Source organism: Ruegeria sp. D6, from assembly GCF_056534365.1.
The window spans coordinates 1,350,321-1,376,256 of the sequence record NZ_JBQFPH010000001.1 but is presented as its reverse complement, the minus strand read 5'-3'; the positions used below and the strand labels follow the sequence as shown (position 1 = coordinate 1,376,256).

General features: G+C 57.4%; 25 protein-coding genes. 14 read left to right on the top strand and 11 right to left on the bottom strand.

Features of this window, described 5'->3' with window-relative positions; translation table 11 throughout:
* Positions 1-72: 72 nt before the first annotated feature.
* The 6 genes from ACR0A1_RS06825 to ACR0A1_RS06800 all read right to left on the bottom strand — a co-directional run bounded on the left by ACR0A1_RS06825 (position 73) and on the right by ACR0A1_RS06800 (position 6,097).
* The gene (locus tag ACR0A1_RS06825) at positions 73-1,068 is read right to left on the bottom strand and encodes an ABC transporter ATP-binding protein (protein ID WP_480866750.1); all 996 of its coding nucleotides are present in this window, start codon (positions 1,066-1,068) and stop codon (positions 73-75) included.
* Positions 1,065-2,099, bottom strand: coding sequence for a Gfo/Idh/MocA family protein (locus ACR0A1_RS06820; protein ID WP_480866748.1), 1,035 nt, complete (start codon positions 2,097-2,099; stop codon positions 1,065-1,067). Before ACR0A1_RS06820 ends, ACR0A1_RS06825 begins: the two co-directional genes overlap by 4 nt.
* Complete coding sequence (locus tag ACR0A1_RS06815; protein ID WP_170421113.1) at positions 2,096-2,935, bottom strand: carbohydrate ABC transporter permease; 840 nt, start codon at positions 2,933-2,935, stop codon at positions 2,096-2,098. Before ACR0A1_RS06815 ends, ACR0A1_RS06820 begins: the two co-directional genes overlap by 4 nt.
* A gap of 10 nt (positions 2,936-2,945) precedes the next feature.
* Entirely contained in the window at positions 2,946-3,860 is a 915-nt protein-coding gene (locus tag ACR0A1_RS06810) for a carbohydrate ABC transporter permease (protein WP_480866746.1), read from the bottom strand.
* Positions 3,861-3,926: 66 nt separating this feature from the next.
* On the bottom strand, positions 3,927-5,177 hold the full coding sequence (locus ACR0A1_RS06805) for an ABC transporter substrate-binding protein (protein WP_170405048.1): 1,251 nt from the start codon (positions 5,175-5,177) through the stop codon (positions 3,927-3,929).
* Positions 5,174-6,097: an N-acetylmuramic acid 6-phosphate etherase gene (locus ACR0A1_RS06800; protein WP_170421117.1), complete on the bottom strand. Its 924-nt coding sequence runs from the start codon at positions 6,095-6,097 to the stop codon at positions 5,174-5,176. Before ACR0A1_RS06800 ends, ACR0A1_RS06805 begins: the two co-directional genes overlap by 4 nt.
* A gap of 159 nt (positions 6,098-6,256) precedes the next feature.
* Here ACR0A1_RS06800 and ACR0A1_RS06795 point away from each other — a divergent pair, with 159 nt between their 5' ends.
* The 5 genes from ACR0A1_RS06795 (at position 6,257) to ACR0A1_RS06775 (ending at position 12,213) form a co-directional block, all read left to right on the top strand.
* Positions 6,257-7,144, top strand: a complete 888-nt coding sequence (locus ACR0A1_RS06795) for a glucosamine kinase nucleotide-binding domain-containing protein (protein ID WP_480753610.1) — start codon at positions 6,257-6,259, stop codon at positions 7,142-7,144.
* On the top strand, positions 7,131-7,886 hold the full coding sequence (locus ACR0A1_RS06790; RefSeq protein WP_170583864.1) for a GntR family transcriptional regulator: 756 nt from the start codon (positions 7,131-7,133) through the stop codon (positions 7,884-7,886). The genes ACR0A1_RS06795 and ACR0A1_RS06790 overlap by 14 nt, the downstream gene beginning before the upstream one ends.
* A 12-nt stretch (positions 7,887-7,898) precedes the next feature.
* Positions 7,899-8,927: an SIS domain-containing protein gene (locus tag ACR0A1_RS06785; protein WP_170662214.1), complete on the top strand. Its 1,029-nt coding sequence runs from the start codon at positions 7,899-7,901 to the stop codon at positions 8,925-8,927.
* The gene (nagA, locus tag ACR0A1_RS06780; RefSeq protein ID WP_480866743.1) at positions 8,924-10,057 is read left to right on the top strand and encodes an N-acetylglucosamine-6-phosphate deacetylase; all 1,134 of its coding nucleotides are present in this window, start codon (positions 8,924-8,926) and stop codon (positions 10,055-10,057) included. The genes ACR0A1_RS06785 and nagA overlap by 4 nt, the downstream gene beginning before the upstream one ends.
* 155 nt (positions 10,058-10,212) lie before the next feature.
* Positions 10,213-12,213, top strand: coding sequence for a hypothetical protein (locus ACR0A1_RS06775; protein WP_480866741.1), 2,001 nt, complete (start codon positions 10,213-10,215; stop codon positions 12,211-12,213).
* A 1-nt stretch (position 12,214) separates the two neighbouring features.
* Here ACR0A1_RS06775 and ACR0A1_RS06770 read toward each other — a convergent pair whose 3' ends face one another.
* Positions 12,215-12,517: a DUF6476 family protein gene (locus ACR0A1_RS06770; protein ID WP_170393427.1), complete on the bottom strand. Its 303-nt coding sequence runs from the start codon at positions 12,515-12,517 to the stop codon at positions 12,215-12,217.
* On the opposite strand from ACR0A1_RS06770, the gene ACR0A1_RS06765 reads away from it, so the two are divergent.
* On the top strand, positions 12,516-13,550 hold the full coding sequence (locus tag ACR0A1_RS06765) for an RluA family pseudouridine synthase (RefSeq protein ID WP_480866739.1): 1,035 nt from the start codon (positions 12,516-12,518) through the stop codon (positions 13,548-13,550). The genes ACR0A1_RS06770 and ACR0A1_RS06765 overlap by 2 nt on opposite strands.
* 147 nt (positions 13,551-13,697) lie before the next feature.
* Positions 13,698-14,594 carry an RNA polymerase sigma factor RpoH gene (gene rpoH / locus ACR0A1_RS06760; RefSeq protein WP_170393423.1) on the top strand — a complete coding sequence of 299 codons (897 nt, stop codon included), beginning with the start codon at positions 13,698-13,700 and terminating at the stop codon, positions 14,592-14,594.
* Between the two features lie 47 nt (positions 14,595-14,641).
* On the opposite strand, the gene ACR0A1_RS06755 is transcribed toward rpoH, so the two are convergent.
* Positions 14,642-15,709 carry a fasciclin domain-containing protein gene (locus ACR0A1_RS06755; RefSeq protein ID WP_480762310.1) on the bottom strand — a complete coding sequence of 356 codons (1,068 nt, stop codon included), beginning with the start codon at positions 15,707-15,709 and terminating at the stop codon, positions 14,642-14,644.
* Positions 15,710-16,048: 339 nt separating this feature from the next.
* Here ACR0A1_RS06755 and ACR0A1_RS06750 point away from each other — a divergent pair, with 339 nt between their 5' ends.
* From ACR0A1_RS06750 to ACR0A1_RS06740, 3 genes are read left to right on the top strand one after another with little or no spacing between them, the layout of a single operon-like run.
* Positions 16,049-17,023, top strand: a complete 975-nt coding sequence (locus ACR0A1_RS06750; RefSeq protein WP_480866736.1) for a Gfo/Idh/MocA family protein — start codon at positions 16,049-16,051, stop codon at positions 17,021-17,023.
* A gap of 56 nt (positions 17,024-17,079) precedes the next feature.
* Positions 17,080-17,349, top strand: a complete 270-nt coding sequence (locus ACR0A1_RS06745) for a DksA/TraR family C4-type zinc finger protein (protein ID WP_170393417.1) — start codon at positions 17,080-17,082, stop codon at positions 17,347-17,349.
* Between the two features lie 15 nt (positions 17,350-17,364).
* Entirely contained in the window at positions 17,365-18,258 is an 894-nt protein-coding gene (locus ACR0A1_RS06740) for a DMT family transporter (RefSeq protein WP_480866734.1), read from the top strand.
* A gap of 27 nt (positions 18,259-18,285) precedes the next feature.
* Here the strand turns inward: ACR0A1_RS06740 and ACR0A1_RS06735 are convergent, their stop codons facing one another.
* The 3 genes from ACR0A1_RS06735 to ACR0A1_RS06725 all read right to left on the bottom strand — a co-directional run bounded on the left by ACR0A1_RS06735 (position 18,286) and on the right by ACR0A1_RS06725 (position 21,447).
* Positions 18,286-20,106: a M3 family oligoendopeptidase gene (locus ACR0A1_RS06735; RefSeq protein WP_480866732.1), complete on the bottom strand. Its 1,821-nt coding sequence runs from the start codon at positions 20,104-20,106 to the stop codon at positions 18,286-18,288.
* Positions 20,107-20,185: 79 nt separating this feature from the next.
* Positions 20,186-21,157, bottom strand: a complete 972-nt coding sequence (locus ACR0A1_RS06730; protein ID WP_480866730.1) for an alpha/beta fold hydrolase — start codon at positions 21,155-21,157, stop codon at positions 20,186-20,188.
* Complete coding sequence (locus ACR0A1_RS06725) at positions 21,157-21,447, bottom strand: SCP2 sterol-binding domain-containing protein (RefSeq protein ID WP_170393409.1); 291 nt, start codon at positions 21,445-21,447, stop codon at positions 21,157-21,159. Before ACR0A1_RS06725 ends, ACR0A1_RS06730 begins: the two co-directional genes overlap by 1 nt.
* Before the next feature lie 30 nt (positions 21,448-21,477).
* Here ACR0A1_RS06725 and ACR0A1_RS06720 point away from each other — a divergent pair, with 30 nt between their 5' ends.
* The 4 genes from ACR0A1_RS06720 (at position 21,478) to fdxA (ending at position 25,702) form a co-directional block, all read left to right on the top strand.
* Complete coding sequence (locus ACR0A1_RS06720; protein WP_170405089.1) at positions 21,478-22,086, top strand: tetratricopeptide repeat protein; 609 nt, start codon at positions 21,478-21,480, stop codon at positions 22,084-22,086.
* Positions 22,087-22,109: 23 nt separating this feature from the next.
* Positions 22,110-24,926, top strand: a complete 2,817-nt coding sequence (locus ACR0A1_RS06715; RefSeq protein WP_480866728.1) for a helicase-related protein — start codon at positions 22,110-22,112, stop codon at positions 24,924-24,926.
* A gap of 6 nt (positions 24,927-24,932) precedes the next feature.
* Positions 24,933-25,298: an RNA-binding S4 domain-containing protein gene (locus tag ACR0A1_RS06710; RefSeq protein WP_170393403.1), complete on the top strand. Its 366-nt coding sequence runs from the start codon at positions 24,933-24,935 to the stop codon at positions 25,296-25,298.
* A 65-nt stretch (positions 25,299-25,363) separates the two neighbouring features.
* Positions 25,364-25,702, top strand: a complete 339-nt coding sequence (gene fdxA, locus ACR0A1_RS06705; RefSeq protein ID WP_010439399.1) for a ferredoxin FdxA — start codon at positions 25,364-25,366, stop codon at positions 25,700-25,702.
* The last annotated feature ends 234 nt before the right edge of the window (positions 25,703-25,936 follow it).

Sequence of the window (25,936 nt, the reverse complement as noted above, 5' to 3'; positions counted from 1 at the left end):
CCTGCAACGCTCTGCTGCACACAGTGTGTCTTCTCGACCGCACCAACATCCTGAAATCGTTACCCGAAATTGTCAGGTGAGACGGGCGCCCTGTTGGTTGAAGCGATAGGTTCGATCATGGGCGTAGCCGAAATGGACGGATTCACCAGCGTTGACCTGATGCTGGCCGAACAGGCGCGCGGTGATCTGGTGATCTTGCATCATCGCGATCACGTTTGTGTCTCCACCCAGATGCTCAACATGGGTCACGTTTGCGGTCAGGGGGCCTTCGTCGGATAAGTACAAGTCCTCTGGGCGGATGCCCAATGTTGTGTCCGCGCTGTCGCCGATCACGCTGGCGGGGAAGAAATTCATCGACGGAGCGCCAAGGAAACCCGCGACGAACTGGTTGGCGGGGTTATTATATAGCTCCATCGGGCTGCCAACCTGTTCAACGCGCCCGTCGCGCAGGACGACGATCTTGTCAGCGAGTGTCATCGCCTCGGTCTGGTCGTGAGTGACGTAGATCATCGATGCATCGAGCTGCTGATGCAGGTTGGCGATTTCCAGTCGCGTATTCATACGCAGGGCGGCGTCCAGATTGGATAAGGGTTCGTCAAACAGAAACAGTTTGGGTTCACGCACAATGGCACGCCCGATGGCGACACGTTGGCGCTGGCCGCCTGACAGTTCTGAGGGGTAACGGTCGATATAGGGCTCAAGGTTCAGCATCTTGCTGGCCTTGGCGACGCGTTCTTCGATGACCTGCTTGCTCTGTCCTTCCTGTTTCAGTGCCAGCGACATGTTCTTGCGCACATTCAGGTGGGGATAGAGCGCGTAGCTTTGGAACACCATGGCGATGCCGCGTTTGGAGGGTGGGGTGAGGTTCATTAGCTCTCCGCCAATGCGCACTTCGCCCGAGGTCACGTCCTCCAGCCCCGCGATCACGCGTAGCAGGGTGGACTTGCCGCAGCCGGAGGGGCCGACGAAGACGACGAATTCTCCGTCTTCGACTTCGATGTTAATATCTTTCAGTACCTCGACAGTGCCGAAGGACTTGTTCACGTTTGTCAGCGTCAGGGCGGTCATGTGCGTGCCTCTTTCAGCGAAATGGGTTGGCCAGTGCGGATGCTTTCATCGGCAGCTAGACAGATGGCCAGCGATTGCACGGCGTCGTTCATATGGCGGGTCAGGTCGATGTCCTCGGCGATGGCGCGCAGCATATAGGCTTGTTCGGCATCGCAGAGCTGCTGATGGCCGGGCTCATCGGGCATGTCGATTGTCTGGTCGCCATCGGGGCGATGGACCAGAAGGCCGCCAACCTTGGTGTGTCCGTCGATGTCGGCGGAAGCGCCCTTGTTTCCATCGGTGATCGAGACCGAGCCGTTGGGCGACACGATGTCTTTCACGAAGAACGCAGTTTCGGACATCATCGGGCCCCAACCGGCCTCATACCAGCCGACCGAGCCATCCTCGAAGACCACCTGAAACTGGCCGTAGTTGTACATGTCTTCGGCGATCTCATCGCTTAGGCGCAGGCCCATGCCGTGGACTCGCACGGGGTCGGAGTCAGTGATCTGACACATCACGTCGACATAATGCACACCACAATCGACGATGGGCGAGGTGGTCTGCATCAGAGCTTTGTGTGTTTCCCAATCGGCCCCGCTGCTTTGTTGGTTGAGATTCAGTCGGAAGACGTAAGGCCCGCCAAGGTCGCGCGCCTCGGCGATCAGGCGCATCCACGAAGGATGGTGGCGCAGGATGTAACCGATCACCAGTTTGCGGTCGGTTTCAATGGCCTTTTCGACAACGCGCTTGGCATCTGCCACAGTGGTCGCTAGCGGCTTTTCGACAAATACATGCGCCCCGGCCTCCATCGCCGCGCAGGCGAAATCGGCGTGGCTGTCGGAGTAGGTCGCCACGACCACCAGATCGGGCTTGGTCTCGGCCAGAGCGGTGTGAAACTCAGAATAGGCTGGATAGCCTGTCAGGCCAGGATGATCCACGCGGCCAGACCGGTTCACCAGCCCCACGACTTCAGCGTCCGGGTGCTGATGGTGCGCCAAAGCGTGGCTCAGCCCCATATTACCAAGGCCAGCGATCAGAACTTTGGTCATTTGACAGCTCCTGAAGTAATGCCGCGGATCAGCTGGCGCGAGAAGATGACATAGAGCACCAGCACCGGCAGGATCGCCATGCTGAGCGCCGACAGAACCGCGTTCCAGTCGGTGACGAACTGGCCGATAAAGACCTGGCTGCCCAGCGTCAGTGTTTTGGTTTCCTCGGCCGGGGCAAGGATCAGCGGGAACCAGAGGTCGTTCCAGATGGGGATCATGTTGAACACGGCCACGGTCGCCATGGCGGGGCGGACCAGCGGTAGGACCAATCGGAAGAATATGGTGTATTCGGACAGCCCGTCGACGCGGCCTGCGTTCTTCAGATCATCCGAGACCTGCCGCATAAATTCTGACAGGATGAACACGGCTAGCGGCAGACCTTGCGCGGTATAGACAAGGATCAGGGCCCAAAGGGTGTTCACCAACCCGGTTGCCACCATCATCTCAAGTATCGCCACGGTGCCGATGCGGATCGGGATCATAATCCCAAGCGCCAGATAGAGGCCCATCAGAGTGTTGCCCTTGAATTTGTATTCGCTCAGGGCAAAGGCAGCCATGGCGCCGAACAGCAGAACGAAGGCCAGCGACACCACGGTCACGATCAGCGAGTTTTGGAAATAAAGGAAGAAATCCCCTTGTTTCATAACCGTCTGGTAACCGATGAGAGAAAAGCTTTCGGCATCGGGCATGGCGAGCGGCTCGCGGAAGATCGAGCGTCGGGTTTTGAAGCTGTTGATGATGATCACGAAGACCGGGAACAGGGCGATCAGGGTATAGAGGATCAGCGCCCCGTGCATGGCAGCCGTGTTCAGCGGGTTATGGCGTGCTTTGTTCATGCGTTCACCCTCACAGCTGATACCGGCGCATCCGGGTCTGGATGCCGAAGAGGTAGATGCAGACACCCACGAGAATGATGGCGAACATGGCGCCTGCGATAGCGGAGCCCATATGCGGGTCGCCCAATTGCAGTTGGAAGCCGAAGAACGTGCGGTACATGAAGGTGCCGAGGATGTCGGTTGAGAAATCTGGGCCCGCCAGCGCGCCCTGCGAGACATAGATCAGGTCGAACGCGTTGAAATTGCCGACGAAAGTCAGGATCGAGATGATGCCAATCGAGGGAATGATCAACGGCAGCTTGATCTTCCAGAACGCCGAAGCACCGGTGATGCCGTCTATTTCTCCGGCTTCAAGGATCTCTTCGGGGATCGACAGCAGGGCGGCGTAGATCAACATCATCGGGATGCCGACGAATTGCCAGACCGAGACAAGTGCCAGTGTTGTCAGCGCGTATTCTTCCTTGCCCAGCCATGGTGCAAACAGCGACTTCAAACCAATGGCGTCCAGCATTGAAGGTGCGATGCCCCAAAGCGGGGACAATATCAGCTTCCACGCGAAACCGACGATCACAAAGCTCAGAATGGTCGGAATGAAGATCGCGGACCGATAGAGCGCGGCAAACCGCAAGCGTGGATGCGACAAAAGCGCGGCCAAAGCGATGCCGATGGGGTTCTGAACCAGCATGTGGATCAGGAAGAACCAGAAGTTGTTGCCCAAAGCGTTCCAGAACTGCTCGGACCAGATCGGATCGAAGAACAGGGTGCGGAAATTCTGCAAGCCCACGTAGATACGTGTCTGATCAACCTCGGAGAACAGTGCGAGGCGCAGTGTGTTGAACAAGGGGAAGATCATCACTGCCGTGTAGACCAGCGCCGCAGGGGCGAGGAAAACGGCAATGTGCCAGCGTATGCGGCGGGTCTGCATGGGAATCTCCGGGGGAAAGGTCCGGACGCGACGCGGTAGCCGCGTCCGGTGTGAGTGGCCTAGTTGTTACTGATGCGGTGCGTACCAGCTGGCCAGACCGTCTTGCAGTTGCTGACCCAGTGCTTCGGGTGTCTCGGCACCCTTGATGGCTGCAACGGATGCACCCCAAGTCTCGTTTTCGAGGTTCGGCGTGCCGCGCGACAGGATTTGGTATGTCGAGCGGATTGTGCTTTCGCACTCATCCCGCCAACCGACGATTTCCTTGGCCAGTGGATCTTCCAGCTCGACCGGAGTGCTGGACAGCGGGAAGAAGCCGGGTAGGGCGTTACCGAAGATGCTGGCGAACTCCGGGCTTGCGACCCAAGCCAGGAAGGTGCGTGCAGCTTCTTGGTTTTCGCTCGCCGCGTTCATGCCGATGCCGATATCGGTGTGGTCCGAAATATAGCAGGTGTCGCCCGCGTTCTGGACCGGTGGCTTAAAGGCGCCCATTTCGAAATCGGCCTGCGTGTTGAAGCCCGAGATTTCCCAGCTGCCTGCTGGATAGACCGCTGCACGACCCAGCGTGAACAGGTTCTGGCTGTCGGGATAGGTTTGCGCTTCATACCCGTCGCCGAGATAGTCGGCCCACTTGGCCAGTGTCGCATACGGGGCGACCCACTGGGGGTCGGTTAGCTTCTGCTCGCCTTTGATCAGCGCCTGACGACCTTCTTCACCCTTCCAGTAGTTCGGGCCGATGTTGTTATAGCCCATCGTTGCGGCTTCCCACTGGTCATTGGTGCCCATCGCCATCGGGATATAGGTACCGTCTTCCTTGATCTTATCGAGGGCGGCAAAGAACTCAGCTTCGGTAGTTGGAACTTCGATGCCCAACTCATTGAACGCATCTTTGTTGTAGATGAAGCCGTGAATCACTGACGCCATCGGGACGCAGAAACTGGCTGAACCGTCATCGGTTTGCCACGCAGATTTGGCCACGTCCGAGAAGTTTCCCATGGCCTCAAGATCAGACAGATCGGTCAGGTGCCCCGACTCGTATAGTGCAAGCGAGGCATCAAACGGACGGCAGGTAATCAGATCGCCAGCCGATCCGGCCTCGAGCTTTGAGTTTAAGACAGCGTTGTATTCTGCCGGTGCAGAGGGCGAGAATATTACTTTGATGCCGGGATTCTCGGCCTCGAACGCCGGAATGATCTTTTCCTGCCACAACGCCAGATCGTCGTTTCGCCAACTTTCGATGGTCAAAGTGGCCTCTTGCGCATAGGCGCTTGTGACCAGCGCCGTGCTCATCATGGCAAGGCTCAGAACTTTGCGTGTCATTTGATATCTCCCAGGTTGATGGTTTCTTGGTTTTGTTTCATCCGCTCCAGCGCAGGGCGGAGGTGATCGTCGGTGTTGCTTAGCATTGCTTGCGCCGCGTCCAGGGACCCTGCGCCTACAGCCAAAAGGGCCGCGCATTTGAGGTTGCCCTCTGCCGCAGTCAACGCCTTTGTAGCCTGCGCGGAGGAAACACCGGTCAACTGACAGACGATCCCGTTGGCTCGGGCGCGTAGCTTGTCATTGTCAGCGCGCAAATTGATCATCATGCCGTCCTGAATATGCCCCAGCTCCATCGCCATCAGCGTCGAAAGCATGTTCAGTGCGATTTTCTGCGCTGTACCAGCGCCCATGCGGGTAGAGCCCGAGATCAGTTCAGGTGGTGTGGAAAGCAGGATTGGATGGTCAGAAAGCTGCAACAGTTCGGTGCCCCCGTTATTGGCAATGCCGATAACTGTGGCGCCTCTGTCCCGCGCGATCCGCGCTGCTGCGGTTGTGTACGGTGTGGTTCCGCTGGCCGAGACGGTGATCAAGGTGTCTTTGGCAGAAAGATCGGCCAGGTCTCGGGCAAGGCTGTCGGTGGCATCTTCGACATCTCCCGGCATCTCTACCCCTGAGGGCAATCCACCTGCCATGTGGATGCGAATCTGGCGGGCTGGTATCGAAAAAGTTCCCCCCAGTTCCAGCGCATCCGAGGCGGCCATCAAGCCGGAAGAGCCTGCCGCCAAATAGCGCAAAACCCCGCCCGATCGGATGGATTGCGCCATAGCTTTTGCGCCTGCGCAGAGGGTGGGCAGCGAGGAAAGCGGGGCAGCGGCAGCGTCGGCTTGCGAGCGGGCCAGCAGCTCGGCTACCTCAGTCAGCGGTCGGGCGTCAAGTCCGATCGCGTCTTGATGTAGCTGTTCGGTAACTGGCTTGGTCACGTGATTCTCCCCCGAGATTTTGAATATCATACCTTTTAGATACCATTAGTCTACCATTTTATTTTTATACCCACTATTTTCAAGATTTAGACAACTATTACTGCATTATTGTGGAATTTGGTCTTCAAAATTAGAAATAGGTATTATAAAGGTATCTCCATGAGTCGCCCTTCTGATACCATTGTGCTGGCCGCTGATGGCGGTGGAACACGCTGCCGTCTTGCTGTTTCAGACGGCTCTGCGGTTCAGTGTGTCGAGGTTGGTGCGTCAAATGTATCAACCGATTTTGACGCAGCCTGCGCTGAGTTGATGCACGGAATTGCTGCTTTGGCCCGACGTGCCGGACTAGAGGCAACTCAAATCGCTCGTGCGCCAGCCTACTTGGGGCTGGCCGGTATCACGGGGCGCGCGCTGGCTGATCGGCTGGCAGAAAAGCTGCCATTTGACCATGTTCTGATTGAAGATGACAGGCCCGCCGCATTACGTGGTGCGTTGGGCTCGAAAGACGGATTCGTAGCGCATTGCGGAACGGGTTCTTTTCTGGCGGTCCAGAATGGGGATTGCAGGTCATTTGCCGGGGGCTGGGGACCTGTTCTCGGGGATCAGGCCTCGGCGCAATGGGTTGGGCGGCGGGCTTTGGCCTGTACGCTTGACTTTGTGGACGCTCTGAAGCCTGCGTCTGAATTGGCGGACAGCCTGTTGTCGCGTTTTGATGGCGCTGCTGGGATTGTCAGGACCGCCTCCAAGATGTCGCCTACCGAGTTCGGAGCGCTGGCGCCTGTTGTCACGCAACACGCAAAGCAAGGAGATGCACTTGCGCTGTCGATCATGGAGGATAGTGCACAATATCTGACAGATCAGATGTTGGCGATGGGCTGGATGCCCGGCCTTTCGATCTGCCTGACCGGCGGCATCGGCCCGCAATACGCGGAATTTCTTCCCGCACAGATGCAACAGGAATTGGCCGACCCGCTGGGCGATCCGTTGACCGGTGCCATCGCGTTGGCCCACGCCTTTCAAAAGGAGACCCGACATGAGCGTTGCTGACTTCTTGCGGCCCGAGGGTTGGCTGGGTCAGACTGCCGGTCCGCGTTACGTGCAGTTGCGGCAGCGGCTGGAGCAGGGGATCGAAGAGGGTATTCTGGCCCCGAACAGTTCACTCCCGCCCGAGCGCGAGATTGCCGAACTGACGGACCTGTCGCGGGTGACGGTCCGTAAGGCCATTCAGGAACTTGTGCGCAAGGGCGCGATCGAACAGCGGCAGGGCTCGGGGTCTTTCGTGCGCCAACCCGTTGCGCGGGTTGAGCAGTCGCTGTCGCACCTGACTTCGTTCACCGAAGACATGGAGCGGCGGGGTTTTGAAACGACCTCAACCTGGTTGGAGCGCGGAATATTCCTGCCGTCACCTGATGAGATGCTGGCGCTGGGCCTATCGGCGAGTGATCAGGTCGCCCGCATTCATCGTCTGCGCGCGGCTGGCGGGCGACCGATGGCGCTGGAACGCGCGGCGTTGCCGCTGGATATATTACCTAACCCGACTGAGGTTACCGGATCGCTCTACGCCTTTCTCGAACACTCGGGCAATCGCCCGGTGCGTGCGATCCAGAAAATCTCGGCCATCAATCTCGAAGCAACCGAGGCTGGCTTGCTTGATGTTGCAGAAGGTACGGCGGGGCTGCGCATTCAGCGGACCTCATACCTAGAAAGCGGGCGCGTTGCTGAACTGACCCGATCCATCTATCACGGCGATGCCTACGATTTCGTAGCAGAGCTGCGTCTGTCAACCTGAAAGGCGGGGCTCATGTCCAGCGATACAACTCAAATGCGGCAGGAAATCAATGAGATACCTTTTGCCGTTGATCGGCTTCTCACTGATGGTGCCACGGCGATTACAAAGACGGCCAGCGCGATCCGCGCGCACGATCCCGGCTTCCTGATTTCGGTTGCGCGAGGTTCGTCGGACCATGCTTGCAGCTATCTGAAATACGCTTCGGAACTGCTGCTGGGCCTGCCCATGGCCTCGGTTGGGCCGAGCGTGAAATCGATCTACGGGGTCGATATGCGATGCCCCGGTGCGCTGTGTATTTCGGTATCCCAATCGGGTCAAAGCCCCGACATCGTACAGCTGACGAAGTCCCTGACAGAAGGCGGCGCGTATTCGGTGGCGATCACGAACGATACCACGTCTGCACTGGCCCAGAACGCCACCTCGGCTCTGCCCATCCTTGCAGGCCCCGAACTTAGCGTGGCTGCCACCAAGACTTTCGTCACCTCTCTGGTCGCCGGGCTTTGGCTGTTGGCCGAGGTAAAGGGTGATGACACTTTGCTGGCTGCAATTCACAAATTGCCGGAAGATTTATCGCGGGCGATCACCTGCGATTGGAGCGCGGTGGTCGAGGCAGTCGATGGACAATCCCTGTTCACGTTGGGACGTGGGATGTCCTGGGCAATTTCGAATGAGGCGGCGCTGAAATTCAAGGAAACCTGCCAGATTCATGCGGAAAGCTATTCCTCGGCCGAAGTTCTGCATGGCCCGGTTTCGATCGTGGATCAGGGCTTTCCGGTGATTGCGTTCTCGTCCGGAGACGCGGCTGAGGCCAACATCGCCGAAGTCGCCGATGCGCTCGCAGCTAAGGGCGCAAAAGTCTTCGCAACGACCAATCAGGTGTCTGATGCCGTGAGGCTACCACATGTCCGCACCACGCACTGGATGACAGATCCGGTAGCCTCAATCGCTTCGTTCTACGGTATGGTCGAAACTGTGGCCACGCGCCGGGGCATCAATCCCGATGCACCGCGTCACCTGCGGAAAGTGACGGAGACGGTATGACCGATGCGACGATCACCTTCGCGGGCGGGCTTATCTTTGATGGTAAAACCCTGAAGGACGGCCACGCCGCCCGTTTCGTCGGCGGGCTGCTCGACAGTATTTTGCCCGAAGCCGAGTTGCCTTCGGATGAGATGGTTCAGGATCTGTCGGGCGATATTTTAAGCCCCGGCTATGTAGATTTGCAGGTGAATGGCGGCGGAGGCGTCATGTTCAACGACGATCCATCGGTCGAGACATTACAGCGTATTGCGGCGGCTCATCGCAAGCTTGGCGCGACGTCGATCCTTCCGACGCTGATCACGGACACGCCCGAAAAGACAACGGCTGCCATTTCTGCTGCTTCTCTTGCCATTCAGCGCGGAGTTCAGGGGATTGTCGGCTTGCATCTTGAGGGGCCGCATCTCTCGGTGCGACGCAAGGGCGCGCATGACGGCGGGCTGATCCGCCGGATGCAGGACGCTGATCTTGCACAGCTGATAGAAGCGGCAGGGGCGTTGCCTGCATTGATGGTCACGCTTGCGCCTGAAAGTGTCACGATTGCTCAGGTCGAAACGCTCAGCAAGGCGGGGGTCATCGTGTCGTTGGGGCACAGTGATGCCGAGTTTCAGACCTGTGTGGCTTACGCACAGGCGGGCGCGCACTGCGCCACCCATTTGTTTAACGCGATGAGTCAGTTGGGCAACCGCGAACCGGGGCTGGTTGGCGCAGTCTTGTCCAGCGGTGCGATGTCTGCCGGGTTGATAGCGGATGCAATCCATGTTCACCCGCAGTCGATGCGCACCGCCTTTGCAGCTAAACAGGGGCCGGGGCATCTGTTTCTGGTGAGCGACGCGATGGCCGTTGCTGGAACGGATCTGCGGGAATTCAAGCTGGAAGGGCGTGTCATCCAACGTGAAAACAGCAGGCTGACCTTACCGGATGGAACCCTGGCCGGGGCCGATCTGAACCTGACCACCGCGCTGCGCGTGTTGACAACGGATGTCGGCGTTTCACTGACGGGCGCCTTGGCAGCGGCCACACGCATTCCGGCGGATATCATTTCCCAGCGCTCAATCGCGCGCCTAAACTTGATCTCGCAGGCCATTCGCATTTCTACGGACTTGTCGCAGGCCCGTCCGGTGGTTGCTTAACCTTGTGTTGCAACAAATTGCGAAACACCGCGTTTTTCGCATCTCGCCTCATCTGTAGCGGTTGTGTAAGACCTTAGGCGAACGTGGTTTGGGAATGTCTGTATGTATCAGATAATTGGAATAATTGGCACGGCATTGACCACCCGGATCGCGCAATGATCCAAACGCGTGGCGTTTTCATTGGTCAGCGTACGGATTGTTTGGGCGCGCGCCTGCTGATGATCCTGACCTGTATCCGTCTGGCCGAAGACTTTGGGACAGACTACCGGGTGAACTGGTTCCCGCAAGGCGCCAATGCGCCGGAGTTGGATCATCCCGAGGAGTTATTCACCAAAGACTGGATGGATGCGCATTTCCTTGATCAGGCAGAGTTCGACACGATAAGCGCGACCGCTCTGCCAATTTGGGCCTTCCAACACGATCCATCGCCCGAGCGGCTGATCGACCATTTGGCTTCTGGCCGTTCGGTTCTGGTCGAAGAAGCGAACGAGATATTGGTCTTCCCGTGGGAAGAGATCGAAACCATCCATCCCCGCTATCGCGATTTCATACAAAGCGTAGGATTTGTGGATGAGGTTCGTCAGATCATGGATCGCGCGGATCAGAAGCTCTCGGGGCAGGGGGTTTCGGCTTACCACATTCGGCGCGGAGAAATCCTGAACGGATTACCATGGAAGCATTCGATCTGGCCCGCCAAGATCGAACCTGACGAGTTTTACGAGGCCCATCTGGAGAAATCCAAGGGCCAGACGGCGATCATGTTTTCGGATCAGCCAGAGGTGATAGACCGTTTCAAGCAACGGTTTCCGGAGCTCATGCAGATGTCGGATATCGCTGATCTGTCGGCTCTGACCCGGGCGCAGCGGGACTTTCTGGAGCTTTTTGCGATGTCACGGGCGGATCAGGTGATTGCGCCACACATATCTGGCTTTTCAATGGCTGCAGCCCGGATTTCGGGGCAGCAGCGTAAAGTGTTCCGCGATGTATTGTCCAAGGATGAGATGCAGGCGGCCAATGCGCGGTTCATCGAACGGGTTGCGAAGGGGCCATCGGCCTTTCCAAATCCCTCAGAGGCGGCGCATATCTATTCAAAGGCGGTGCAATATCTGTCAGCGCAGGATCGCTGCGAAGAGGCGTATGATAGTGCGAAACCTATTCTGGACGCCGGGGCCGACAACGCCTTTATGCCACTTCTGCAATCCCTGAACTGTTTTTACCTGTCGAAGTGGCAGGAAAGCGAGGCACATGCCAAAGAGGGATTGCAGAACCCGCATCTCTGGCCCGAAGACTATTCTGTTTTGTGCGCGTTGCGCGGCGCTGTTCTTGGCATGCAGGGCAAGCGCGGTGCGGCGACGCTGCACTTTGCTAAAGCGTTCTGGTCCAAACCCTTACGGCCGGATGTTGTGGTGCTGGGGTCCAGAATGCTCTACCGCGCCCAACTTGCGCTTAGGCTAATGCCGCCTGTGGATTGGTCGTTGCAGAAGGTCGTTCGGCAACGCCGATTTTCACCGTTCAATAACCTGTATCTGGTTCAGCGCAAGGTTGTTGTCAGGCGTCCTTGCAACTTCGATTTCATACGCTTGGATTGGGCCGAGTTGGCGCTGGATCAACGCGCAAGTCGTATCTTTGATCACCAACAAAGATTGGAAGCGCTTTCAACCTCACTCGATGAGGTTCACGACGTACCAGCAGACGACCCGCGATTGTTGGGCGCGAGGGTGATACTACAGAGGCATCTAGGGGAAATATCCGGAGCTCAGGCGATCGATAAAATCCGCCAGATCGTGGCTGGAGTGCCGGAAAGTGCCTTGTACCAAAAGCGGCTGTCCGAACTTTACGAAGTAGAAGGCGATACCGTAGCTGCGCATCGAGCGATGTTAGAGGCGCTAGCTTGTGACCCGGAAAGCCCGTTTCTTCTGTTTGCCATGGGGCGCTTGCTAGAGCGGACGGGCAAGACCGGTCAGGGTGAAAAGTTCATTCTGAAAGCTGCCGATCTGGATGAAGTCACCGTAGTCATTCAGGGCATGGCGGGCCAGATTCACATGCGTCGCGGCAACAAGAACAAGGCACGCCCCTATCTTGAGAAAGCGCGCGACCTGTATCCGCCCCACAAGCGGTTCACCAATCAACTGAATCGACTTTCGAGTCAGGCGTAAACTAGTTCAGCGTAACCTCTTGGCGCAGTTTTCCGGTCGTCTTGTCGAAGATCAGAATGCGATTGTCGTCGGTCACGATCGCATACCAGTTGTTGCCGATGGTCACGGCCTGGGCCTTTGCACCATCCGGCAGGTCTATCTGATCCGGCAGAGTCGGAGTTCGGTCCGATAGGCGGATGACAATCAAGGCGAATGTCACTAGAACCCCGCCAATCATTACCGCGGTCAACAGCATGACCATCCGCCGCAGCAGTCGAAGCTGCGGTGTTTCCTGCGGTTCCTGAGGTTCGGAAGGGACAGTCATGGGCACCCGCCTGATAGAGTTTCATATCGCGGCCGCTCCGCCGCCCCGCCTTGATAAGGCGCTTGCGCGGGATGTGCCAGCGGAAGAGAACCTGTCGCGCACCCGGCTGGCCCGACTGATCAATGAAGGGGCCGTGACTGTCGATGGTGCGGTAGTCGAAGACCCCAAAGCCAAGATTGCCGAAGGTGCGCAGATCGGGATCACCGTGGCCGAGGCTGAGAACAGCCACATCGGTCCCGAAGATATCCCGCTGGAGGTCGTCTTTGAGGATGACGATCTGATCGTGATCAACAAACCTGCGGGAATGGTGGTACATCCGGCTCCGGGGTCTCCGAACGGGACGCTGGTGAATGCGTTGCTGCATCATTGTGGTGATGATCTTTCAGGCGTGGGCGGCGTCAAGCGTCCGGGCATCGTGCACCGGATCGATAAGGAGACCAGCGGATTGCTGGTGGTGGCCAAGTCAGATGCGGCGCATCACGGGCTGGCCGCTCAGTTCGAGGCGCATAGTGTCGAGCGTTATTATCGCGCGATTTGCTATGGCGTGCCTGATGCCAATGATCCACGTCTGCGCGGGATCAAGGGTGTCAGCTTTGAGCCGGGCAACATCATGCGTCTGGCGACACAGCTGGCACGGCACAAGACCGATCGACAAAAGCAGGCTGTGTTGTTTCACGGTGGGCGCCATGCGGTAACGCGCGCACGGATTGTCGAGGTTTTTGGAACGCCGGGCAGCCTCTCTCTGATCGAATGCTGGCTTGAGACGGGCCGAACGCATCAAATCCGTGTCCATATGGCCCATGCCGGCCACGGGCTTGTCGGAGACCCGGTTTACGGCGGAAAGCGCAAACTGGCTGCGCGGTCATTCACGCCCGAGGCCGCCGAGGTGGTGCAGGCTTTCCCCCGCCAAGCTCTGCACGCAGCAGTGTTAGGCTTCGAACACCCGGTTTCGGGCCAGGCATTACGTTTTGAAGCCCCGCTGCCGCAGGATATGGCGGACCTGCTGGAAAATCTCAGAAAACCACTGAAATAAACTGCAAAGGCTTGTGAAAAAGGCCTTTTCAGCTTTCCTTTACATAGGGTTAATCTCAGACTGTTAACAGATCCTCTTGAATGTATTGGGTCTGGTACCCATATCCCATGTTAAGGGCTTAAACATTTGTCCAAGGGGCAGAAATAAATGGCAAATTACTCAAATCTTCCAGCGCCGACACCCGAGGGTGGGCTGAACCGCTATATGCAGGAGATTCGCAAGTTTCCTCTGCTGGAGCCGGAGGAAGAATATATGCTGGCCAAGCGCTGGGTCGAGGAACAGGATACCGAGGCCGCGCATAAAATGGTCACGTCACACCTGCGTCTGGCGGCCAAGATCGCCATGGGATATCGCGGTTATGGCCTGCCGCAGGCCGAGGTGATTTCCGAGGCCAATGTGGGCCTGATGCAGGCGGTCAAGAAATTCGACCCCGAAAAAGGCTTCCGGCTGGCGACCTATGCCATGTGGTGGATCCGCGCTTCGATCCAGGAATACGTCCTTCGGTCGTGGTCGATGGTGAAACTGGGTACAACATCAGCGCAGAAAAAGCTGTTCTTCAACCTGCGTAAAGCAAAGGCACGCATTGGCGCGCTGGAAGAGGGTGATTTGCGTCCTGAAAACGTGGCCAAGATTGCAGAAGACCTCGGAGTGACCGAGGAAGAAGTGATCAGCATGAACCGTCGGATGTCCGGTGGCGATGCGTCGCTGAACGCGACCGTGGGGTCCGAAGGCGAAGGCACCATGCAGTGGCAGGATTGGCTGGAAGATGAAGATGCCGATCAGGCTGGTGACTACGAGGCGCGCGATGAATTGGAAGCCCGGCGCGAATTGCTCGCTGCTGCGCTGGATGTTCTGAACGATCGCGAGAAAGACATCCTGACTCAGCGCCGTCTGATGGACCAGGCTGTTACGCTGGAAGAGCTGAGCACGCAGTACAATGTCAGCCGTGAACGTATTCGTCAGATCGAAGTGCGCGCGTTCGAGAAGCTGCAAAAGAAGATGCGAGAGCTTGCGCGCGAAAAAGGTATGCTGGGTTCAAACTAACCCCAGACTGATATCAGCCCGCCATATGAGCGGGCTGATTTTTTTTGTTATGCGAAAATGAAATCGGACTCGGACAGGTGGCTTGCCCAGACGCCTGATAGATAGATGCTGTCTCCGTCGTCCAATTCGATCTTGGTCCCGAAGAACTTACCGTCGATATCGTCTTCGATGTCCTCAAAGCTGGTAATGCCATCGTATTCGGACAGGTCGATCTTGTCCTTGCCGACGCGGAAATCGACAATCCAGTCGTGACCGTCGCCTTCATCGAACACAAACGTGTCCTTACCGCGCCCACCAAAGAGTTTGTCATTGCCTTCGCCGCCGTCGATGATGTCTTTCCCTCGGCCTCCGAAGATTTTGTCATGGCCTTCATCGCCACGCAGAATATCCTTTCCGCGCCCCCCGAAGATTATGTCGTTCCCGGCACCGCCAAGCGCCACATCATTGCCCGAGCCGGTGTTGATCACGTCATTGCCACCATCACCGTGAACAAAGTCTTTGCCGCGTCCGGTAAAGATGAATTCATCGCTGCTGTCACCTAGGATAAAGTCCGTGTTCTTTTTGCCCAGAATGCCCGACACCGAGACGGGTAGAAGTACGCCGTCAAGTACGTGAATGATACCGTTTGACGCATCCACGTCGAACGCGATCAAGCCGGGATCGTCGATGCCCGGATCGGCATCGCCCAGACTGGGGGGATCGCTTTCAAGGTTCAGTTCGACTGACGACCCAAGCAGAGTTTGGATTTCAGCCCCGTCGCCTAGACCGACCACTGTGGTGCTGTCGAACTCACCATCGACCACGTGATACTTCAAAATGTTGGTTAGCAAAGGGATGGGGTCTCCGCCGCCAAGCAGGGTGAGCGCCTTGATGATGTGGCCCAATGCTCCAGCCTCGTCATCCCCTTTATACCCAAGCGTTTGTGCCAGAGTAATAAAGGCGGCGTCATTTGGGGCAAAGACGGTCAGTTCTGCCTCAGGATTGTCCAGCGTTTCCGCCAGCCCGGCTGCAATAACCGCTTCGCGGAGAATGTCGAAATCCTGATTGTCGCTGTCAAACGTTCCGGGAACACCGCTTTTTAGCACTGTTCCTGTAATCGTATGTGTTGCTGGCATTTCAGTAAGCCTCCCACCCTGTTTGCCGTTGCTCCGGATGTTGCCAGAGCACCATCCGAGCATGATTCAGTCGATGTTTAAGCTACGGCGGCAGTATTAGACTGGATCAACAAAACTGATTTGCGAGGGCAGGTTTGACGCCGATCGATTTTAGATTATCGATATAAAGTATAAGGTTATCGGGGTTTTTTAATCTCATCAAAAAATTTACCGAGGCGTATGATTTTCAAATAGATAGAGAAAGGACTGACTTATTGGCAGGTGGTTGATAGACAGATCAGGAACTGAATTACATTGAGCTCGCCGTGAGCGGGTTACATCAATTTTTGGGGGGGGCGCATGCATAAACCGGTCAATTGGGGTGTTCTGGGTGCAGCCAGATTCGCACGACAACACATGGCGCCCGCCATCCATGCGGCAGAGGGCGCGCGGCTGGCGGGGTTGGCGACCTCGGATCCGGCCAAGGCCGAGCCCTTTGCCAGATATTGCCCTGATTTGAATGTCTACAGCAGCTATGAGGCATTGCTAGCCGATCCTGAGATTGAGGCGGTGTACATCCCGCTGCCCAACCATCTTCACGTCGAATGGAGCCTGAAGGCGCTGGATGCGGGCAAGCATGTGCTGTGCGAAAAGCCGATGACCATGCGGGCTGATGAATTTGACGCGCTGATCGCAAAGAGGGACCAGACGGGTTTGCTGGCTGCCGAAGCATATATGATCGTGCATCACCCTCAGTGGCATCTGACCCGTAAACTGATCGCGGACGGAGCGATCGGCCGGCTGGTCCATGTCACCGGGGCGTTCAGCTATGACAACCGGGCGGACACGGGCAACATCCGCAACCGTGCGGAAACCGGTGGGGGCGGGCTGCGTGACATCGGGGTGTATGTTATCGGCAGCGCTCGGTTTGCGACTGGGCAAGAGCCGGTCTTGGTCAGCGGTGCGATCCGGTGGGAAAATGACGTGGATGTCTTCACCGAAATACGCGCGCAGTTTCCCGAATTTACCTATTCCGCCTACGTCTCAACACGCATGCATCCACATCAGGAAATGGTGTTTCACGGAGAAGGTGGCATGATCCGTCTAACCGCTCCGTTCAATGCCCGTGTGTTCGGCGAGGCGCGGGTTGAACTGCACCGACCGGGCCTTGAGGTTCTGGTGCCCCGGTTTCCTGCGGACAACCACTATCAATTGCAGGTCGAAGCGTTCTGCCGATCGGTTCGCGAAGGGGTTGAATATCCCTGTTCGTTGGAATTCGTGAGGGGCACACAAGAGGTTATCGATCAGGTCTTTGACGCCGCCGTTTCGCTCTAGCTTGCCACGCCTGTGGTGTCTCGCGTATCCTGTCCCGACCGGATCAGGAGGGCTAAATGGCAGGCGGCTGGGCGCGCGATGGCGCGGTGAGTGAACAGATCGAAGCGTCGATTTCAGATGAACTGGCGCGGATGCAGGCGCAAAAGCGACCTGTGGGCGAAAGCCTGACCCATTGTGCCGAATGCGAAGAACCGATCCCCGAAAAACGCCGCCTTGCTCTGCCCGGCGTAAAGCTGTGCCTGGATTGCCAGCAAGAGCGTGACAGCAGCTTCAAATCTCGCGGCGGGATCAATCGGCGGGGTTCGAAAGACAGTCAGTTGAAATAACGCGAGGAGCACCCGGTGAAGGATCAGCCGCAGAGATCAGTACTGCAAAACGGGTTGGTTCTTGGGTTCCTAGCCGCGTTTCTATGGGGCACGCACAGCGTTATCGTGCGATATTTGACTAGTGATCTCGGCGGGTTACAGATTGCCGTGTCTCGCCTGTTCATTGCTGCTTTTGCGATTTACTGCATGTTGCGGGTGATGGGCGCACGGGTTTCGATCCAGTACAGGGATTGGAACTTCCGGCTGGCGGTGTTGTCGACGGTGGTGAACTATATCCTGTTCCACATAGGTTTGGAACATACAGGTGCTGCTAATGCGATGGTGCTTGAGAATACCGCGCCGTTCTTCGTGTTGATATTTCTGTATTTCTTCGCGGATACCACCGTTGGCCGGACTGATGTATTGGCGACCCTGCTGGCGATCCTCGGTGTGTTTCTGACCGTCTATCGGGATTTTCAAGGCGGGGGAGAACCCCTGCTGGGCGATCTGATGGAAATCGGGGCGGGACTTAGCTGGGCGGTGTTCCTGATTTCCAGCAGCCGCGCGATGCAGTCATCCGAGACCACTGCCGAAAGATTGAACTTTCTGTTTGGCATCTTTTTGTGTTCGGGCGTTTTGCTGGTGCCACTGGCGGCTTTTTCTATTCAGATGCCGACCGCAAACGACGTGATCTTCTTGATCCTTCTGGGCGTTTTGCCGACCGCGCTTGCCTATTATCTTTGGTACGAGGCCGCCGCCCGCGTGTCGACATTGACGGCGACGTTGCTATTCGCCGCCTCGGTTGTGTTCACCTTTGTCAACTCGACACTGTTTCTGGGCGCAACGATCACACCGCTTGCGATTGTCGGCGCAGCATTGATTGTTACGGCCATTTTCGTGACGACCATGAAATCCGCCAAAGAGAAATGAGGCAGCCATACAGGCTGCCTTTCAACATTAGCTTTCCATCGCTTCCAGTTCGTCAATAAAGCCCGAGATCATCGACAGGCCTTTGTCCCAGAACTCAGGGTCGCTGGCGTCCAGTCCGAACGGGGCCAGAAGCTCTTTATGGTGCTTGGAGCCACCGGCGCGCAGCATTTCGAAATACTTGTCCTCAAACCCGTCCGCACCGCTTTCGTAGACCGAATACAGCGCGTTCACGAGGCCATCACCGAAGGCATAGGCATAGACGTAGAACGGCGAGTGGACGAAGTGCGGGATATAGGCCCAGAAAGTCTCGTACCCGTCCATGAATTCGAATGCGGGGCCAAGGCTTTCAGCCTGAACGCTCATCCAAAGGGCGTTGATATCGTCTGGTGTCAGCTCGCCCTCACGACGGGCGGCGTGCAGTTTGCATTCAAAGTCATAGAAGGCGATCTGGCGAACGACCGTGTTGATCATATCCTCGACTTTGCCGGCCAGAAGCACCTTGCGCTGTTCCGCTGTCTCGGCCTGATCCAGCATTTTGCGGAAGGTCAGCATTTCACCAAAGACCGAAGCAGTTTCGGCCAAGGTCAGCGGGGTCGATGAAAGCATCTCGCCCTGATCGGCGGCCAATACCTGATGCACGCCGTGGCCCAATTCATGCGCCAAGGTCATCACATCGCGCGGTTTGCCCAGATAGTTGAGCATCACGTAGGGATGAACTTCGGTCACGGTGGGATGCGCAAATGCGCCGGGGGCTTTTCCGGGCTTCACGGCCGCATCGATCCAACCCTTCGAGAAGAAGGGAGCTGCGATCTCACCCATCCGAGGATCAAACGCGTTATAGGCGTCCATCACCGTCTTCTCGGCCTCGGACCAATCGACGATGCGGGTGTCCTCCATCGGCAACGGAGCATTACGGTCCCACACTTGCATCACGTCCAGACCAAGCCATTTGCGTTTCAGTTCGTAGTAACGATGGCTCAGCTTGGGGTAGGCGGCCACAACGGCCTCGCGCAGGGCTTCGACCACTTCGGGCTCGACATCGTTCGACAGGTGGCGACCAGTCTGAGCAGTTGGCATGTTGCGCCAGCGGTCAACGATTTCTTTTTCCTTGGCCTGCGTATTGTGCACGCGCGCGAAGGTTTTGATATTGCTTTGGAAAACGTTGGCGAGTTCGCGCGCTGCGGCTTCACGCTTGGCGCGATCCTGCTCGGTCAGCAGGTTCAGCGTACCTTCGATGTTCAGCTCTTCACCATCGACGGTGAAGGTCAGGCCCGCGATTGTTTCGTCGAATAGGCGTTCCCACGCGTCGCCGACAACGCCGAGGTCGTGCAGGAATTTTTCCAACTCATCAGACAGTTGATAGGGTTTCATCGCGCGAATGCGACGGAACACGGGCTCGTATCGCGCCAGATCGGCATTGGCGGCAAAATGAGCAGCCAGCGCGTCATCGTCGATGCGATTCAGTTCCAGCGTGAAGAACACCAGAGGCGTGGTGAAGACGGTGATCTTCTCCTGCATGTCAGACAGGAACTTGGCGCGATCCGCGTCGGTGGTCAGTTGGTAATAGCGCAATCCGGCAAAGGACATGATCCGCCCGGCGATGGCGTTGATCTTTTCGTTGCGCAGCACGCAGGTCAGTAGTCCAGCTGCGTCCAATTCGGCCAGCTTACCCTCATAATCAGTGGCAAAGGACGCACATTCGCCCTCCAACCAGTCCAGATCGCGGGCCAGTTCGGGTGCATCTTCCGAGGCATAGAGGTCCGTCAGATCCCATTCCGGCAAATTGCCCAGATCATCGGCACCGCCGCCTGCATTTGCATCACGGACGGGAAAGGGAAGGTCGCGCATGGAACACCTCGAATAAACTGCGTTGGCAAACATTTAGGCGCGGCGTGTCCGGATCACAAGCAAGCTGTCTGGTCAAACCTTAATGACAGGGCTCGGGTTTTGGTTTCGCCGCGGCTGCCGCGAAATGTGCAGCAAGTTGATCAAAGACCGGCCCGCGCACCCCGGGCGCCTCCATCAGAACTTCGTGTTCGCCGTTGGGAATCTCGACCAGAGTACCGCTAGGCCAGTTGGCCATACGTGCCCGAATGGCCTTGCGGTCCACGATCTGTTCGTGGCTGCCCAAGAAGGTCAGGGCAGGGATCTCGGGCGCGGTCTGTTCCATCAGCCAGGTGCATTCATCCAGCGCCTCGCGCAGCCAGATGGTAGACGGTGCGCCCAAAGCAAGTTCAGGGTGTGCGGCCAACTGATCCTGCATCATTCGGTACATCGCCGGATCGCGTGTCAGCACGTTTCCTTCGAAGGGCTGTGAGGCCACATAGCTCTCTAGCGTGGTGGTGGGCGGTGTTTTCTCGCCCAAACCCAACCGTGGGCCCCAATAGGCGGTTAGCTGGCTGAGCGGCTTCATGATTGGTGTAAAGAAAATCCCCCACATCGGGCCCGTAAAGGCGCAGGCCGAAAAATCAGCCCCCTCCAGAACGGCGCGAAGCCCGATAGCTCCGCCCATGGAATGGCCTATGACGTACCAGGGCTTGGGCAACTCCAGTTGTTCGGCCAGTTTCAGTATTGAGCGAACGTCGTGCTGGTAATCGGTGAATTGTTCGACATGACCGATCCGCGGATCATCCAGCAGGCGATCTGCAAGCCCTTGCCCGCGCCAATCGACCGCGAGACTTGCAAAGCCCCGGTTCACAAATTCCTTGGCGGTATCACCATATTTTTCGATGTATTCCGTGCGACCGGGGAAAAGCATCACCGTGCCGTGCGCATCGCCGTCGGGCAGCCAATGTGCCACGCGGATACGTTTGCCATCTTCGGTGATCAGCCAATGCGCCGCACCATCGGCAGGGCCGCCGGCCACGTCTTCGAATAAGGGGGCCGGCGAAAACTCCATCAGGCCAGCACCGAGGCGAGTTTCATGGCAATACCCATGTCTCCGTCAACGCTCAGCTTGCCGGACATGAACGCACCGGTTGGGTTCAGGTCACCGCTGAGGATCTGTTCAAAGGTGTCCGCATCGGCGCTGAGGGTCACATCAGCATCTTCGTCGCTTACCCGCGCACCGCTTGCATCCAGAATGATAGAACCCAGATCGGCAATGGCAAATTTGGCTGACGCATCGAAATCGCCGCCCGACAGTTTCTCATTCAATGCCGCCGCGGCTTTTTCCAGAATATCGCTCATGGTCTTCCTCATATTGTTCATGCGCCGTGAATGGACATCCCCGGTCGCTACGCTACACTGACCATTGTTATGGGTATTGCAATCACCAATCTCAAACGTACCGTCGCGGCACTTGCCGTCATAGTCACGTTTTCCACCAGTTGCATCGCGCAGCAGGCGGATTCTCGGGACGAGGCATCACTGTTGCAGCAACTGGCGCAATCGACGCCCGAACAGGCCATCGGATTGGATCGGCAATTGCAGGCGCTGTGGTCACAATCAGGTTCGGCTTCAGCGGATTTGCTGTTGGAACGCGGACGCGAAGCGCTGGATGACGGGGATGTCGAGGCCGCGCTTGATCATTTGACGGCGCTTACCGATCACGCACCCGAGTTTGCCGAGGGTTGGCATGTGCGCGCTTCGGTTTTCTTCGGCATTGACAGGTTTGGCATGGCTGCGGCGGATCTTGAACAGGCATTGACGCTGAATCCGAACAACTACGACGCTATTTACGGCCTTGGCCTCATCTTTGAGATCGTGGGCAAGCCAGAACAAGCACTTGAGGCCTATTCACGTGCGCTGGCTATACATCCCCATCATGAAGAAGTAACCAATGCCGTGAATCGGCTGAAGCCTCAGGTTGAAGGCAAGGCGCTGTAAGTCTCAGGGCGCAGGGGGCAAAGGTGAGCGGGTCATCCCGAATCGTGGCCGTACTTGGCCCGACGAACACAGGTAAAACTCACTACGCGATTGAACGTATGCTGGGGTACCGGACCGGTGTCATCGGTCTGCCGCTGCGGCTGCTCGCGCGCGAGGTCTATGACAAGATTGTCGCTATTCGCGGTCCGTCTGTTGTGGCGCTGGTGACAGGCGAGGAACGGATCGTACCGCCGCGCACACAATACTGGGTCTGTACAGTTGAGGCGATGCCAGAAGGCATGGGCACTGATTTTGTGGCGATTGACGAAATTCAGCTTTGCGTGGATCCCGAACGCGGCCATGTCTTTACTGATCGCCTGTTGCGGTCGCGCGGCACCAATGAAACGCTGTTTCTCGGCTCTGACACCATGCGCGGCCCCATCGCGGCCCTTGTGCCCGAAGCGCAGTTCATCCGGCGTGAACGGATGTCTCAGCTGGTCTATTCCGGTTCGAAAAAGATCAGCCGAATGCCTGCGCGCAGTGCGATCGTCGGATTCTCGGTCGATAACGTCTATGCCATCGCCGAGCTGCTTCGTCGCCAAAAGGGCGGGGCTGCGGTCGTCATGGGGGCGCTCAGCCCTCGCACGCGGAATGCGCAGGTTGACCTCTATCAAAACGGTGAGGTTGATTATCTGGTGGCTACGGATGCCATCGGTATGGGGTTGAACCTGGATGTGAACCATGTGGCGTTCTCATCTCTGACCAAGTTTGATGGCCGCCGAATGCGGCCTCTGGCCCCCAACGAGTTGGCCCAGATCGCAGGACGGGCCGGGCGCGGAATGTCGGATGGCACGTTTGGTGTGACGGGCGAGGCTCCGCCGCTGGATGAGGGCGTAGCCCAAGCCATTATGGACAGCCGGTTCACGCCTATGAAAAAGTTGAATTGGCGGAATGCCGCTTTGCGGTTCGGCTCAATCGACGCACTAATCGACTCGCTTGAGGTCAGCCCAGACAATGAGCACCTGATCAAAGCGCGGCCAGCTGACGATCTGAACGTCCTGAAATCTCTGTCCCAAGTCACCGAAGTTGTTGCCCGTGCCAGCGATGGACCGTCGATCCGTTTGCTATGGGATGTGTGCAGAATCCCCGATTTTCGCGGCATCAGCCATGCCGAACATGCCAGCCTGCTTGAGGTGATCTATGGCCATCTGCATGAGCGCGGAAGTATCCCCGATGATTTCATGGCGCGGCAAATCCGCCGTATCGACCAAACCCATGGCGACATTGATGCATTGTCCAAAAGGTTGGCATATATTCGCACTTGGACATATGTTGCGCAACGAAACGGTTGGGTGCGTGACGAATCCCATTGGCGCGAGGAAACGCGCACTGTAGAAGACAGGCTGTCGGACGCTCTTCACGACCGTTTGACTCAGCGATTTGTGGACCGGCGCACGTCAGTGTTGCTGCGCCGGCTCAAACAGAAGGAGGCCCTTTTGGCCGAAGTAAATGACAAGGGTGAAGTGACCGTCGAAGGCGAATTCGTCGGTCGTCTGGAAGGGTTCCGGTTTACCCCGGACAAAAGCGCGCAGGGGACTGAAGCGAAAGCCTTGAAGTCAGCCTCTCTGCAAGCACTCGCGCCGCAATTCCATCTGCGTGCCGATCGCTTCTACAATGCGCCCGATACCGAAATTGATTTCACCGATCAGGGTGGCCTGATGTGGGGCGAGTATGCCGTGGGCAAACTTGTTGCCGGTGCCGAGCCTCTCAAGCCTGTAGTCGAGGTTTTTGTCGATGAGGCCGCCGGGCCGGACGTGGAACAGAAGGTTCAGCGCCGCCTGCAGCATTTCATCGACCGCAAAGTGGCAGCCCTGTTCGAGCCGCTGCTGAACCTGTCGCGGGATGAAGAATTGACGGGCCTGGCGAAGGGCTTTGCCTTCCGTATGGTCGAGTCGTTGGGCGTGCTGCCCCGTGTGCAGGTTGCGCAAGAGGTCAAGGATCTGGATCAGGACGCCCGTGGTGCGCTGCGTAAACATGGCATCCGGTTCGGTCAATTCACCATCTTCATGCCGCTGCTGCTGAAACCCGCGCCAACGCGCCTGCGTCTGGTACTATGGGCATTGTCCGGTGGCTTGCAGGAGTTCCCCGAAGCACCACCTCCGGGTCTGGTTACCGTTCCGGTCGCCAAGGACGCGCCGCAGGGCTATGACACCATGTGCGGCTACCGCGATGCGGGCGAACGCTCGATCCGGATCGATATGCTGGAACGGTTGGCCGACATGCTGCGGTCCGAGGATAGCCGCGGTGGGTTCGAAGCCAAACCCGACATGTTGTCGATTACCGGCATGACCTTGGAACAGTTTGCAGACCTGATGCAGGGACTGGGTTACAAGGCCGAACGCGGCGAACGTGAGAAGGCCAAGCCGGTCCCGACGGAGCAGCCTGTGGCGGAAGCCGAGGAACAACCTGTCGTCGATGAGACACCGACCGCAAATGCCGAAGCGGATGACGTCGGTATAACTGCCGAGGCGTCAGCCGAAGCCTCCGAAAGCACCGAGGCGGCAGCAGAGGTTACGGCCACTGAGAAATCAGCAGAGTCCAAATTGGATGAGCCCGAAATTGAGGTGTTCTACACCTTCACTTGGGGGCGCCAACGTCAGCAAAACCGTGGTCCGCGTCGCGAGCAGGGGCAGGGCAAGGGCAAGCCGCGTGGTAAACCTCAGGGCAAGCCGCATGGCAAGAAGGGGGGCAAGCCTCAGGGCGCCAAGACCTTCTCGTCACGGCCACCCAAAAAGGAAAAGGCAATCGATCCCGATAACCCGTTTGCGGTAGCGTTGATGGGTCTGAAGGACGGCAACTGATCCGCGATGGCCGAGGCCAAGCTGCGGATCGACAAATGGTTGTGGCAGGCGCGGTTCTTCAAGACCCGTAGCCTGGCCGCCAAACAGGTCAGCGGCGGCCATGTGCGTCTGAACGGAAATCGGGTGCTGAAACCGGCGCAAGCCGTGGCACCCGGAGATGTCCTGACCTTTCCGCAGGGGCGTATTGTTCGGGTTGTACGTATCGAAGCGCTTGGCGTGCGTCGCGGCCCGGCCCCCGAGGCGCAAGCTTTGTACTTCGATATGACCGAAAAGCAGGACGTATCGCCCAAGAATCCTGCGTTTGAGGGAAAAGGTCGTCCAACCAAGAAAGAAAGACGCGCGCTTGATCTTTCTCGCATCCCAAAGGGGTGATCTGACCTTGAAGCGGCGGTCAGACTGGATTAGCTAGTCGCCAAAGCGCAAACGGGAAATCCAACATGACCTACGTTGTCACCGAAAACTGCATTGGCTGCAAATACACCGACTGTGTCGAGGTTTGTCCGGTGGATTGTTTCTACGAAGGTGAAAACACATTGGTCATTCACCCCGACGAATGCATTGACTGCGGTGTCTGCGAACCCGAATGCCCCGCCGACGCCATCCGCCCCGATACCGAGCCGGGGATGGAGCAGTGGGTCGAGTTCAACCGGAAATACTCGGAAATGTGGCCGGTGATCGTGACCAAAAAAGACCCCTTACCCGAGGCCGAGGAACGCGACGGCGAAGAAGGCAAGATGGAGAAATATTTCTCGGAAGCCCCAGGCGAGGGCGGTTGACCGATTCGGCAGCCGGTTACCGTTCATTTGGCATCAATCTGTGCATTAATTAGTTGAGGTAGAAAGGGAATTTCCCATTTACCTCGGCGCGGTCTTTTGAGTGTCGCAAATTTGTGATATACTTAGGACCGAATGATGACTGTGATTGGGATGTGCTCCGTAAGTATGCTCGCTTTGGAGTTCTGAATTTTTGACAAATAAGCCGCCTGACGGGGCCATGCAGGGCCTCGGCTG